This is a genomic window from Halomonas aestuarii (assembly GCF_001886615.1).
Taxonomy (GTDB): Bacteria; Pseudomonadota; Gammaproteobacteria; order Pseudomonadales; family Halomonadaceae; genus Halomonas; species Halomonas aestuarii.
This window is the reverse complement of record NZ_CP018139.1, coordinates 2,585,185-2,597,972: the sequence shown is the minus strand read 5'-3', so window position 1 is coordinate 2,597,972 and position 12,788 is coordinate 2,585,185. Positions and strand designations below refer to the sequence as shown.

The following is a 12,788-nucleotide window of genomic DNA, read 5'->3' as shown; positions in this document are numbered from 1 at the left end:
GCATCACTTGCCCATCAGCTGTGCCTCGGTCAGGTTTGTTGTCCTGTTCGCGAAGGCATAGAACGATGGCTTCCTATCGACACAGGATTGCTGCCTGAAGGTGAAAGCCCCCTGATGCTCGAAGAGCCCCACGGGAATGAAATGGGTATGGGTATCCTTCAGGCGGAAAAACAGATGACTACCACATACGTTACAGAAACCGCGCTCTGCCCATTCTGAAGATGCGTAAACCGAAATGTTTTCCTCGCCGTCGAAAGCGACGTCACTCCCGCAGCGGCTGGCCATCAGCGGCCCGCCTCCCCATGTCCTGCACATCCCGCAATGGCAGGCCTCGATGCCCTCACTGGCGTTATTTGCGGTGAATGTCACTGCGCCGCAGAGACAGGACCCTTTTCCTTCGAATGTTTCCATCGCCAACTCCTCAGGTTGTTAACAAGGGGGAACCACATGGCCGGCGCTGGACGTCACGCTCGAAGGCCCCGTTGAACCGCACGCCGCCGGCTATCTCGCCTCAGTATGAAACGTTCCGCGAAAATGGGCTGACGCCAGCGCGGCCTTAGGGCCAGGCATGCAAAGGTCGCAGGGGTAAGTGAGGGGCGCTCCCAAAAGGGCGGGCTTCCCGGTGAGGTCAGCCCCCGCAGAAAGGCGTCAGGCGGATCGGCGGCCGCTGGGGTCGAGGATCTCCCGGGCCATCTCGCGGCCCCGCGAGGTGAGGCGCAGGGCCTCGCCCTCGCGCACGATCAGCCGCTGGTCGCTGCCGCGCTGCACGACCCCGACGGCCTTGGCGGCGTCCCAGCGCAGGTGGTCGCGCAAGGCGCGGATGACGTTCTCCTCGCCCTGCTCAGGTCCGCCTTCGTGGTTGTAGAGGTGCACGGCGAGGGTGCGGATCTCGTTGTGGCGGCGCTGGCCGCGGCGGCGAAGCAGCTGGGCGACCACGCCGTAGCGCGGCCCGGCGAGGAAGGCCAGCATCAGGAAGACGCCGGTCATCACCGCCATCATGCCGCCGATCGAGACGTCCCAGGCCACCGCCAGGGCGTAGCCGCTGACGCTGGAGGCGATGGAGACGGCGATGCCGTAGAGGAACATCAGCCACAGCCGGTCGGTGAGCAGGTAGGCCGTCGAGGGCGGCACGATCACGAAGGCGACGAAGAGCACCGCCCCCACCGCGTCGAAGGCCGCCACGGCGGTGCCGCTGGTCAGCAGCAGCAGAGCGTAGAACAGCAGCCCCGGCGCCAGGCCGAGGGCCTTGGCCAGCGCCTCGTCGAAGGTGGCGAGCTTGAGCTCCTTGAAGAACAGCACCACGAAGGCGGCGTTGAGCAGCGTCATGGCGCCCATGGAGAGCAGCGAGCGCGGCACCCGGTAGTCGCCGAGGGTCACGGTATCGAGCCACACGAAGCCGATCTCGCCGAGCAGCACGGTGTGGGTGTCGATGTGCACGTCCCGGGCATAGAGGTTGAGCAGCAGCACGCCGATCGAGAACAGCACCGGGAAGACCAGGCCGATGGCGGCGTCCTTCTTGACCCGCCGGGTGCTGACCAGAAGCTCGGTGAGAAACACCGTGAGCACGCCGGCCAGGGCGGCGCCGAGGATCTGGACCGGGCCGCTCTGCTGGTGGGTGATCAGCCAGACGATGACGATGCCGAAGACGATGGAGTGGCCGATGGCGTCGGAGAGCATGCTGGTGCCGCGCAGTACCAGGAAGGTGCCCACCAGGGTGGAGGCGATGCCCACCAGGGCGCCCACCAGCATGATCTGCAGGGCCACGTTGTCGAGCAGGGCGGTGAGCATCAGGCGTCCTCCCGGCCGAGGGCATCCAGCACCCGCTCGGCCTCGGCGATGCCCGCCGGGGTCAGCACCCAGCGCCGGGCCGGGCCCGGCTCACCGTGCGGCGAGGCCTGCCATTCGGCGAGGCCCCGTCGCTCGAGCTGGCTCAGCACGGCGCGGGTGCGCAGGCCGTGGTAGGTGTCGAGCATGCCCTGCTCCGAGGGGTAGACCGGGTCGTCGTGGTGCACGGCGAGACGGTAGAGGGTGGTCAGCACCTGCTGGTAGCGTAGCCGGCGCCGCGCGCGAACCCGGCGCAGCGCCTCCCAGAGGAAGCCGCGCTCCGGCGCCACGGTCATCGACACCAGCACCACGCTGGAGACGCTCAGGATGATCAGCGGCCCGGTGGCGAGCCCGCGGGAGAGCGCGCTTAACAGCGCGCCGAAGATGCCGCCGGCCACGCCGATCAGCGCGGCCAGCAGCACCATGTCCTCGAGGCGACGGCTCCACTGGCGGGCGGCCACCGCCGGTGCGATGATCATCGCCGCCATCAGCACCACCCCGACCATCTGCAACCCGACCACCACGGCCAGCGCCACCATCACCGTGAGCAGCACCTCGAGCCAGGCCACCGGCATGCCCAGGGAGGTGGCGAACTCGGGGTCGAAGGAGACCAGCTTGAACTCCTTCCACAGCGCCGCGACCAGCAGCAGGGCCACGGCGGTGATGCCGCCCATGATCCACAGGTCGGAGCGCAGGGTCGCCGCCGCCTGCCCGAACAGGAAGGCATCGAGGCCGCCCTGGGAGGCGTTGTTCATGCCCTGGATATGGGTCAGCAGCACCACGCCCATGGCGAAGAAGACGCTCAGGGTGATGCCGAGGCCGGCGTCGGTCTTGAGCCGGCTCATGCGCGTCAGCAGCAGCATCACCAGGGCGGCCAGCGCGCCGGTGGCCAGCGCCCCGAGCAGGATGCTGCCGATATCCCGGGTGCCGGCGATGATGAAGCCCAGGCAGACCCCGGGCAGTGCGGCGTGGGACATGGTGTCGCCGAGCAGGCTTTGCTGGCGCAGCACCGCGAAACTGCCCAGCACCCCGCTGACGAGCCCCAGCAGGGCCGCCCCGGCGACGACGTTCTGGATGGTGTAGTCGGAGAGCAGCTCGACGACGCTCATCCGGCCCGCTCCGCGGCCTCGGCGGCCGCCTCCTCGGAGAGGAAGGTATCCTGGTCGAGCAGGGCGATCTGCCCGCCGTAGGCCTGGCGCAGATGCTCGGCGGTGTAGACCTCGGCGACCGGCCCCTGGGCGATGACCCGCACATTGAGGATCAGCAGCCAGTCGAAGTAGCTGCGCACGGTCTGCAGGTCGTGGTGCACCACGATCACCGTCTTGCCCTCGTCGCGCAGGCGGCGAAGGATGTCGACGATGGCGCGCTCGGTGGTGGCGTCGACTCCGGCCATGGGCTCGTCGAGGAAGTAGACGTCGGCCTTCTGCACCAGCGCCCGGGCCAGGAACACCCGCTGCTGCTGGCCGCCGGAGAGCTGGCTGATCTGGCGGCGGGCGAAGTCGGCCATGCCGACCAGCTCCAGCGCCGCCATCGCCTCGTCGCGCTCGCGCCGACCGGGGCGTCGCAGCCAGCCCAGCCGGCCGTAGAGCCCCATGGTGACCACGTCCAGCGCGGTGGTGGGGAAGTCCCAGTCGACGCTGGAGCGCTGCGGCACGTAGCCGACCCGGCGGCGCTGCGCCTTGTACGGCCGGCCGTGCAGGGTGACGTGCCCCGCCACCGTGGGCACCAGCCCCAGCACGCTCTTGATCAGGGTGCTCTTGCCGGCACCGTTGGGGCCGACGATGGCCGCCATCACCCCAGGCGGCACGTCGAAGTCGATGTCCCACAGCACCGGCTTGCTGTGATAGCTGACGGTCAGGTCCTCGACGTGCAGGGCCAGATCCGGTTCGTGAAGCGTCGTCGACATGAGCTCTCCCGCGAGATGGCGGTTCCAGGGGTGGCGGTCAGTAGGTGTGGCGAGGCGTCGGTACGGGGACACGGCCCGGGCGATCAGCCGGCGGGGATCTCCCAGCGCTCGGCCCAGCCCTCGAGGGGGGCGGGCAGCGGGGCCAGTTCGCCGCCGAGCGCCTCGACGATGTGCCCGGTGTTGGCGTGGAGCATGCCGATGTAGGTACCGCCGGCGGTGCCCGCCTCACCCATGGCATCGGAGTAGAGCTGGCCGCCGATCTCGACCTCGTGGCCCTGCTCGCGGGCGGCATCGATCACCGCCTGCACGGTGCGTGGGTTGATGGTGCTCTCGATGAACACGGCGGGCACCTCGCGATCGATCACCACCTGGGTCATGCGGCGGATGTCCGCCACGCCGGTCTCGGTCTCGGTGCTGATGCCCTGGATGCCGGCGACCTCGATGCCGTAGGCGCGGCCGTAGTAGTTGAAGGCGTCGTGGGCGGTGACCAGGATGCGCTGCGCCTCGGGAATCGTCGCGATGCTCGCCTCGATCCAGCCGTGCAGGGCCTCGAGCTGGGTGGCATAGGCGTCGGCGTTGGCGCGGATGTCAGCCTCGCAGGCGGGGCGCGCCTCGACGAAGGCGTCGGCCAGGGTGGGAATGATCTGCGCCCACAGCGAGACGTCCATCCACAGGTGCGGGTCGATGCCGTAGACGTCCTGCACGGTGATCAGGCTTGCCGTATCGATGGACGACGGCGCCACCGCCACGGTCGGCGTGGTCTCGGCAAAGCGTTCCAGCACGTTGCCGAGCTGGCCCTCCAGGGAGTAGCCGGAGTAGAAGATCTGCTCGGCCTGCTGCAGGGTCGCCACGTCCCGGGCGCTCGCCTGGTAGAGATGTGGATCGACCCCGGGGCCCATGATCGCCGAGACGTCGGCGCACTCGCCGCCCACCTCGCTTGCCACGTCGGCGATCATGCCGATGGTGGTCACGGTGGTCATCGGCGGCTCGGCCGCCATCGTCTGGCCGCTCAGCGCCAGCGGCGCCAGCGGCGCCAGCGGCGCCAGCAGGCCAAGTGTGCTCTTCCAGCGTGTCATATGCCCTTCCCCATCAACGTGGCCAGAGTGCGGTAATCGATCAAGTATAGCCTTTGCTATACGACAGGGTAACGCGGGAGTGCTCCCGCGCATACTGCGTTCTCGAAGGTCTCTGGTGATGGCGTCCCATCGTGGGTCGATCGGTGTGGCTCGGCGGCGGCGTCCCGCCCGACGCGGCGTCGAGGTCGTTCAGCCCTCGTCGAGAAAGCGCTCGAAGGCCGCCAGGGTCTCGCCGCTGACGTGGTGCTCGATGCCCTCGGCATCGAGGCGCGCGGTCTCGGCGCTCACCCCCAGCTTGCGCAGGCAGGCCTCGACGAGGCGGTGGCGCCGCCGACTGTCGGCGGCGAGGCGCTCCCCGGCCTCGGTCATGGAGATCCCCCGGTAGGGCCGCTTGACGATCAGCCCCTCCTCGTCGAGACGCTTGAGCATCTTGGCCACGGTGGGCTGGGCGACGCCGAGGCGACGCGCGATATCGATCTGGCGGGCCTCGCCGCTATCGGCGATCAGGTCCGAGATCAGCTCGACGTAGTCTTCCGCCAGCTCGGTGCGCCGCGCATCGCGCGCCTTGCGGAAGCCCTGCACGTGGCTATCCGGCTCGATGAGTCGCCCATGGCGGTGCTGAAGCGCTGATGTCATCGGATCGTGACCTGACAAGGATAAGGGAGGGGCTTGGCCCCATCATGCATTGCGGCACCAGGATTGCAATTTTGGCGGCGCGCCGGGCAGCGTCGCCCGGATCGCATATCGGCGCCGACGACGGCGCGCAAGCCTTGCTGGCGGGTGCCTCGGCACGCCCGCCCGAGACGCAGCACACGCCAGGCTCGCCATGCGACACCATCTTGGCAGAGTAAAACGCTGCCTGAAGGCCGAACATGCAGGCCATGCCACCATACAGAAGCGACCGTCTGGTATACTTCTTGCCTATTACATCATGAGGGCCTACCCGGCCCGAGTGATCACGGCGCCCTACCCGGGCACCGAACGAACGAGGAGACCCACGATGTCATCCGAACCCGTCACCCTGATGGTGGCACGCCGCGTGGCCCGCGGCCGTTACCGCGACTTCTCCGCCTGGCTGGAAGAGGGCCGCGAGCTCGCCAGCGACTTCGCCGGCTACCTGGGCTCCGGGGTGCTGGCCCCGCCCCCCGGCGACGACGAATACCAGATCATCTTCCGCTTCCGCGACGCCGATACCCTGGCGATCTGGGAGCACTCCGCCTCGCGCCGGGCCTGGCTGGCCCGCGGCGAGGGGCTCTTCGAGGCGCCCCAGGAGCATCGCGCCACCGGGCTGGAAGGCTGGTTCCAGGACGCCACCGGCCAGGCGCCGCCGCGCTGGAAGCAGGCCATCGCCATCTGGCTGGCCTTCTTCCCGGTCTCGCTGCTGTTCCAGGCGCTGTTCGGCGAGGCGCTCAGCGCCCTGCCGCTGCTGCCCCGGATGCTGGTCACCACCCTGATGCTCACGCCGGTGATGGTGTTCGTGTTCATCCCCCTCTCCATGCGCCTGCTGGGCCCCTGGCTGCGCGGCGAGCGCTCGCCACTGGCGCAAGTCAGCCGCCGCCTGCACCAACGCAGGGCATGACGGCGCCCCGGCGCCTCCTTGAGCGGATCGACATGAACGGCTAGGGTCCACATGCCGAGCCACGACTGGCGAGGCGACAGGCATTTCAACGAAGGATGGTGACCCGATGCGCGCTGACGAACACCCGGTAGTGCTACTGGACGGGGGAATGGGGCAGGAGCTCAGGCGGCGCAGCGAGCGACCCGCCACTCCGCTGTGGTCCGCCCAGGTGATGCTGGACGAACCGGATCTGGTCACCGCCATCCACCGCGACTTCATCGACGCCGGTGCCCGGATCATCACCACCAACAACTACAGCGCGACGCCGCAGCGGCTCGCGCGGGACGGCGATCCCGACCTGTTCGCGCCGCTCCACGCCGCCGCGTTGAACGCCGCCCGCCAGGCGCACGAGGAGAGCGGCCAGGCAGTGCGCATCGCGGGCTGCCTGCCCCCCTTGGTCGCGAGCTATCACCCTGAGGTCGTGCCGGACGACGCCACCTGCCTGCGCGACTATCGCCGCCTGGTGCAGGTCCAGGCCGAGGGCGTCGATCTCTTCCTCTGCGAGACCATGACCCTGACCCGCGAGGCGCTGGCCGCGACCCGTGCGGCGGTGGAGCATGGCGTGCCGGTGTGGGTCGCCTTCTCGGTAGACGACCAGGATGGCACGCGCCTGCGCTCCGGCGAGCCACTGGCCGAGGCCGCCCAGGCGGTGGTGGAGGCCGGCGCCGAGGCGGTGCTGGTCAACTGCTCGGTGCCCGAGGCGGTCACGACCGCCATGGCGTCCCTGGCCGACCTCGGCGTGCCGTTCGGCGGCTACGCCAACGGCTTCACGGCGGCGGCGTCGCTGCCGCCCGGCGGCACGGTGGAAGCGCTGGAGACGCGCCAGGACCTCGGCCCCGAGGGCTACGCCGATCACGCCTGTCGGTGGGTCGAGAAGGGCGCGACCATCGTGGGCGGCTGCTGCGAGGTCAGCCCGGCGCATATCGCCGCCCTGGCCGAGCGCTTGACCGCCAGGGGATACCGCCTGGCGGGTTCCTGAACGCCGGCGGATTCATGATGATCCGCTGAGCTGGCCGGTGTGCCCCATGCCTCTGCATGAACGATGGCGCGCCTCCGTCGCCGGCTGCGACCCATTCGGCGGTCGTGATAGGCTCTGTGCCACTGACACTGTGAGGAGCGCGCCATGACCGCCGCCACGCTACTGGAACGCCTGGTGGGCTTTCCCACCGTTTCCCGTGACTCGAACCTGGACCTGATCGCCTTCGTGGAGGGCTATCTGGACGAGCATGGCGTGGAGCACTGGCGGATCGAGAGCGACGATGGCCGCAAGGCCAACCTGCTGGCACGCATCGGGCCGGCCGTCGAGGGCGGCGTGGTGCTCTCGGGCCATACCGACGTGGTGCCGGTAGACGGCCAGCCGTGGTCGACGGACCCGTTCACCCTGGTCGACAAGGGCGACGGCCGCCTCTACGGCCGCGGCACCTGCGACATGAAGGGCTTTCTCGCCTGCGCGCTGGCCGAGGTGCCGCGCTGGGTGAACCTGGACCTGGCGCGGCCGATCTGGCTGGCCTTCTCCTACGACGAGGAGGTGGGCTGCATCGGCGCCCCGCGCATGATCGAGTCCCTGGTGGCCGACTATCCGCGGCCGGCCGCGGTGATCGTCGGCGAGCCGACGATGATGCACCCGGTGGTGGCCCACAAGGGCGCCACCAACCTGCGCACCACCGTGACCGGGCGCGCCTCCCACTCCAGCCAGGTCAACCAGGGGGTCTCGGCCATTCACGTGGCCGCGCGCCTGGTGACCCGCATCGAGGACGTGATGGCCGAGCTCAAAGCCGAGGGGCGCATCGACGAGGCCTTCAACGTCGTCCATTCCAGCCTGCACGTGGGCAAGATCCAGGGCGGCACGGCGATCAACATCATGGCCCGGGAGTGCAGCTTCGAGTGGGAGATCCGCCACCTGCCCGGCGACCGCTTCGAGGAACTGCTGGGGCGCGTGAACGAGACCGCCGCCGCCCTCGAGGCCGAGATGCGTCGTCGCGCGCCGGAGGCCGGCATCGTGACCGAGGCGCTCAACACCACGGTGCCGGCGCTGGCCGACGACAACAACGCCGAGGTATTGGCGCTCTGCCGCGACCTGCTCGATGAGCGCCCCGCCGGTGCCGTGGCCTATGCCACCGAGGCCGGCCAGTTCCAGCGCGAGGGGCTGCCGACGGTGATCTGCGGCCCGGGCAGCATCGGCCAGGCCCACCAGCCCGACGAGTACATCGACATCGCGGAGCTCGAGGCGGGGACACGGTTCATGACGGCACTGGGCGAGCGGCTGCGACGTAAGTAGAATGCCGGCTCCCTGACCCCTCGCCTGGAGCCCCCATGCCCCGCCTGCTGATCGTCAAGACCGGAGACAGCTTCGCCGACGTGGTCCGCGACCACGGCGACTTCGAGGACCTCTTCCTGGCCGCCATCACGCCGGTGGCCGAGGCCAGTCCAGGCCTCGGCGTGTCTGTCCACGATGCCCGCACCGAGGGCGTCCCGCCGATGCCTTCGGCCGACGACGGCATCCTGATCACCGGCTCCCACGCTATGGTCAGCGAGGCCGAGCCCTGGAGCGAGGCGCTCAAGCCCTGGCTCGTCGAGGCCCGGGAGCGCCAGGTGGCCATGCTGGGGGTCTGCTACGGCCACCAGCTGATGGCCACGGCCTTCGGCGGCGACAGCGGCTATCACCCGAGGGGCCGCGAGGTCGGCACTCGCCGGCTGCGCCTCACCGAGGCCGGCCGGGGGGACCCCCTGCTCGGCCGCCTGGCGACGCCCTTCCCTGCCCAGCTCACCCATGCCCAGTCGGTCCTCGCAGCCCCGCCGGGCGCCGAGGTGCTGGCCGACAACGACCATGACCCCTTCCAGGCCCTACGCTACGGCCCGCGGCAGTGGAGCGTGCAGTTCCACCCGGAGTTCAGCGCCCCGGTGATGCGGGCCTATCTCGCCCACCAGCGGGATGCCCTCGAGGCGCAGGGCGAGGATCCCGAGGCGCTGCTCGCCGCGGTGTCCGATACCCGCGGAGCCGGTGAGCTGCTTGCCCGTTTCGCCGAGCACGTGCTGGCCGCCGCGAGCCTCGCGCCCGCCTGACCGACGCCTTCCGGCCAAGAGTCCCCTCCCGGACGCGACAGCGCCCCGCCTCGAAACGAGGCGGGGCGCTGTCGTTCATGGTGCCAGGCGCTGATGGTGTCGGGCGCGGGTCAGTGGCGCTCGGCCACCGGCGGGGCGGGATCGCCGCGCTCGATACTCTGCTCGGCAGCGGAATCGCGCAGGCGACGGGCATCCGGCGCCCCCTCGGCGGCCTTGCGACGCTGGCGACTCAGGTCGCGCAGACTGCTGATCAGCATGGCGGCGACGATCAGGCCGCCGCCGAGGAAGGCCAGCAGCGCCGGCACCTCGCCGACCCACCACCACACCAGCAGGGTGCCCGCCAGGGTCTCGACCAACATGACCAGGCTGACCTCGGCGCCGGGCAGGTAGCGGGCGCCGGTCTGGATCAGGAAGTAGGCGAGCGGCAGAAGCAGTCCCATCAGCGCCAGGCGCTGCATGTCCTCGCTCCCCGGCAACTGGACACCGCCCATCAGGGCGGCGGGCAGCAGCATCGCCAAACAGCCCAGCGGCAGGATCACCGTGGTGTCGACACCACGCTGACGACTGCCGCGCTGGGCACTGGCCACCGTCGTGTTGACCGCGATGCATATCGGAATGATCAGCGCCACGGCCAGGCCCGTCAGGCTCCCCTGCCCCACCTCGCCGGCGGCCATCAGGCAGGCGCCGGTGACGCACACGGCAATGACGACCCAGGTCTGACGCCGCAGCCGCTGGCCGAAGAACAGCATCCCGATCAGCCCTGCCACCAGCGGTGCAAGGTTGATCATCACCAGCACGTTGCCCGCCGAGGTAAGACGGGTGGCACCGACGAAGGCCCAGGCACTGGCGGCGAAGGCCAGCGGGCACCACAGCGCGGCCGGGCCGCAAGCGCGTACCGCCTGGCCCAGGCGCTCGCGGTAGCGCGCAACGGCAATCAGCAGCAGCACCAGGCCAAGCAGCAGCCCGCGCCAGAACATGAAGGTGGCCACGTCCACCGTGGTGTCCTTGATCAGCAGCGCATCCGGCGAGAGCAGCAGCACGCCGGCCATGGTGATCAGGTAGCCTCTCAGCCGGAACGGCAGACGCTTCCACATCAGAGGGTCCTCCTCGCGGGTGAAGATGCCGGGGTTGCCAACAACAACAGGCCGGAGCAAGGCTCCGGCCTGTCGATGAGGCGGGGGTGCCGCCCGAGGGGCGGCAAGCGCTGACTCAGGCGCTGGTGCGACGGCGAATCGGCGCGTCACTGTCCTGGCGGCGACGGGGCGCGCGCTCGGGAGCACCGCGATCCTCGCTGATCTCCAGGGGGCGGCCGGCGACGCGAGCCCGGGCCATCTTGGCCAGGATGCTCTCCGGCAGCGAGCTCGGCAGCTCGACCACCGAGAAGGCGGTACGGATGTCGATGCGACCGATCCGGTTGCCCTCGATGCCGCCCTCGTTGGCCAGGGCCCCGACCAGCTGGCCCGGCTTGACGCCATCCTGGTGACCCACGGCGACGCGGTAGCGGGTCATGCCCTCGCGCGGGGCGCTGTCACGACGCTTCGGCTTGCTGTCAGCCGTGTTGCGCTCGGCACGGGGCGCCTGCAGGCGACCGATGGGCGGCTCGTCGGCCCGGGCCATGCGCGCGAAGGCACAGGCCAGCTCGACGGGGTCATGCCCCTCCTCGACCATCCGCTCGACCAGGGCACGCTGCTCGTCGGCACCGGCGGTCAGGGCGGCGACCACGCGCTGGTGGAACATCTCGTCGCGATGGCCACGAATGGCCGCCTCGTCGGGCACGGCCATCTCGGTCATCTTCTGACCGGTGGCCTGCTCGAGCCAGCCCACCTTGCGGCCCTCGCGGAAGCCGACGAAGGTGATCGCGATACCGGTGCGCCCGGCACGGCCGGTACGGCCGATGCGGTGGGTATAGGCCTCGCCGTCCTGCGGCAGGTCGTAGTTGATGATGTGGGTGATGCGCGGCACGTCGAGGCCGCGGGCGGCCACGTCGGTGGCGATCAGCACGTCGACCTTGCCGCGCTTGAGGCGCTGGATGGTGCGCTCGCGCAGGCTCTGGTCCAGGTCACCCGACAGGCTGGCGACGCTCATGCCGCGAGCGGAGAGCTGCTCCATCAGGGTGGTGCAGGCGGCGCGGGTACGCACGAAGACGATGGCGCCATCGACGGGCTCGACCTCGAGGATGCGCGCCAGCGCCTCCTGCTTGGCACCGCCGTCGACCCGCACCATGCGCTGCTCGATGCTGGCCGCGGTGCCGGTCTTGGACTCGATGGCCACCTTGACCGGATCCACCAGGTAGCGATTGACGATGCGCTCGATCTCGGCCGGCAGGGTAGCGGAGAAGAAGACCCGCTGGGCATTCTTGGGGGTATCCGCAACCACGCGCTTGACGTCATCGATGAAGCCCATGCGCAGCATCTCGTCGGCCTCGTCGAGCACCAGGGCGCTCAGACCGTCGAGCTTGAGGCTGCCGCGATCCAGGTGATCGATGATACGGCCGGGGGTGCCGACCACCACATGGGCGCCACGACGCAGGGCGGAGAGCTGCTCACGGTATTCCTGACCACCACACAGGGTGGCGACTTCCAGGCCCTTGAGGTTCTGTCCGTACTTGCTGAAGGACACGGCCACCTGCTGGGCCAGCTCACGGGTCGGCGCCATCACCAGCACCTGAGGCTCACGGCGAGCCAGGTCGAGGCGGGACAGCAGCGGCAGGGCGAAGGCAGCGGTCTTGCCGGTACCGGTCTGGGCCTGGCCCAGCATGTCGCGGCCTTCCAGCAGCGCCGGAATGGTCTGCGCCTGGATCGGTGACGGGGTCTCGTAGCCCTGGGATTCCACGGCAGAAAGAACGGCAGGCAGCAGGGCCAGATCGCCGAAGGTCGGCGAGACGACAGAAGTCGAGGTCATGAATCACACCTTGGTAGGCCGGCATCGCCGGCAAGTAACATCAGTGGCGCCCCTGACGCGGTGAAGCATCAGGCACCCTGCCAACCAGTCAGCCCTGAGGCTGCGGGACAGAGCGGAACATCGGAGTCGGGGACGCCGGTCGCACCTGGCATTCGGCCCATGCCATCGAAGTCGATGGTCGCATGAGCCACTGTGGCGACCGTTGGCGCCGATCTCGCCCGGGTGGCGGAGATCTTGGCGGCGCTCCATCTACACAAATCGAACGCTCAAGGCACAGCACTTGTCGCTGGGCCTCGCGTTTCGGCGCTTGCCTCGCCCGTCGGGGGGAGGTCGCGTCGTCATGATGGTGGGGTCAACACATGCGAGGAGCGCGCATGCTACCATCGTCTAGAGGATCTGG

General features: G+C 69.5%; 12 protein-coding genes. 4 read left to right on the top strand and 8 right to left on the bottom strand.

The annotated features are described in order from the left end of the window. Positions 1 to 3: 3 nt before the first annotated feature. The 6 genes from BOX17_RS12100 to mntR form a co-directional block, all read right to left on the bottom strand. On the bottom strand, positions 4 to 411 hold the full coding sequence (locus BOX17_RS12100; protein WP_071944886.1) for a GFA family protein: 408 nt from the start codon (positions 409 to 411) through the stop codon (positions 4 to 6). A gap of 237 nt (positions 412 to 648) precedes the next feature. Then, positions 649 to 1,788 carry a metal ABC transporter permease gene (locus tag BOX17_RS12095; protein WP_071944884.1) on the bottom strand — a complete coding sequence of 380 codons (1,140 nt, stop codon included), beginning with the start codon at positions 1,786 to 1,788 and terminating at the stop codon, positions 649 to 651. Then, positions 1,788 to 2,933, bottom strand: a complete 1,146-nt coding sequence (locus BOX17_RS12090; protein WP_071944882.1) for a metal ABC transporter permease — start codon at positions 2,931 to 2,933, stop codon at positions 1,788 to 1,790. The genes BOX17_RS12095 and BOX17_RS12090 overlap by 1 nt, the downstream gene beginning before the upstream one ends. Next, positions 2,930 to 3,730, bottom strand: a complete 801-nt coding sequence (locus BOX17_RS12085; RefSeq protein ID WP_071944880.1) for a metal ABC transporter ATP-binding protein — start codon at positions 3,728 to 3,730, stop codon at positions 2,930 to 2,932. Before BOX17_RS12085 ends, BOX17_RS12090 begins: the two co-directional genes overlap by 4 nt. Before the next feature lie 83 nt (positions 3,731 to 3,813). Further along, positions 3,814 to 4,806, bottom strand: coding sequence for a metal ABC transporter solute-binding protein, Zn/Mn family (locus BOX17_RS12080; protein WP_071944878.1), 993 nt, complete (start codon positions 4,804 to 4,806; stop codon positions 3,814 to 3,816). Positions 4,807 to 4,995: 189 nt separating this feature from the next. Beyond that, positions 4,996 to 5,442, bottom strand: a complete 447-nt coding sequence (gene mntR / locus BOX17_RS12075) for a manganese-binding transcriptional regulator MntR (RefSeq protein ID WP_071944876.1) — start codon at positions 5,440 to 5,442, stop codon at positions 4,996 to 4,998. A 364-nt stretch (positions 5,443 to 5,806) separates the two neighbouring features. Between mntR and BOX17_RS12070 the strand changes: the two genes are divergently transcribed. From BOX17_RS12070 to BOX17_RS12055, 4 genes are all read left to right on the top strand, one after another. Continuing rightward, positions 5,807 to 6,385, top strand: a complete 579-nt coding sequence (locus BOX17_RS12070; RefSeq protein WP_208858066.1) for an antibiotic biosynthesis monooxygenase — start codon at positions 5,807 to 5,809, stop codon at positions 6,383 to 6,385. Positions 6,386 to 6,491: 106 nt separating this feature from the next. Beyond that, positions 6,492 to 7,403 (top strand): homocysteine S-methyltransferase family protein, encoded by a 912-nt coding sequence (locus BOX17_RS12065; RefSeq protein ID WP_071944874.1) that lies wholly within the window; start codon positions 6,492 to 6,494, stop codon positions 7,401 to 7,403. Positions 7,404 to 7,547: 144 nt separating this feature from the next. Further along, positions 7,548 to 8,702, top strand: coding sequence for an acetylornithine deacetylase (gene argE, locus BOX17_RS12060; protein WP_071944872.1), 1,155 nt, complete (start codon positions 7,548 to 7,550; stop codon positions 8,700 to 8,702). Between the two features lie 35 nt (positions 8,703 to 8,737). Then, on the top strand, positions 8,738 to 9,487 hold the full coding sequence (locus tag BOX17_RS12055; RefSeq protein WP_071944870.1) for a glutamine amidotransferase: 750 nt from the start codon (positions 8,738 to 8,740) through the stop codon (positions 9,485 to 9,487). A gap of 110 nt (positions 9,488 to 9,597) precedes the next feature. On the opposite strand, the gene BOX17_RS12050 is transcribed toward BOX17_RS12055, so the two are convergent. Continuing rightward, positions 9,598 to 10,581, bottom strand: coding sequence for a DMT family transporter (locus BOX17_RS12050; RefSeq protein WP_071944868.1), 984 nt, complete (start codon positions 10,579 to 10,581; stop codon positions 9,598 to 9,600). Positions 10,582 to 10,696: 115 nt separating this feature from the next. Next, positions 10,697 to 12,388, bottom strand: a complete 1,692-nt coding sequence (locus tag BOX17_RS12045; protein ID WP_071944866.1) for a DEAD/DEAH box helicase — start codon at positions 12,386 to 12,388, stop codon at positions 10,697 to 10,699. Between the last annotated feature and the right edge of the window lie 400 nt (positions 12,389 to 12,788).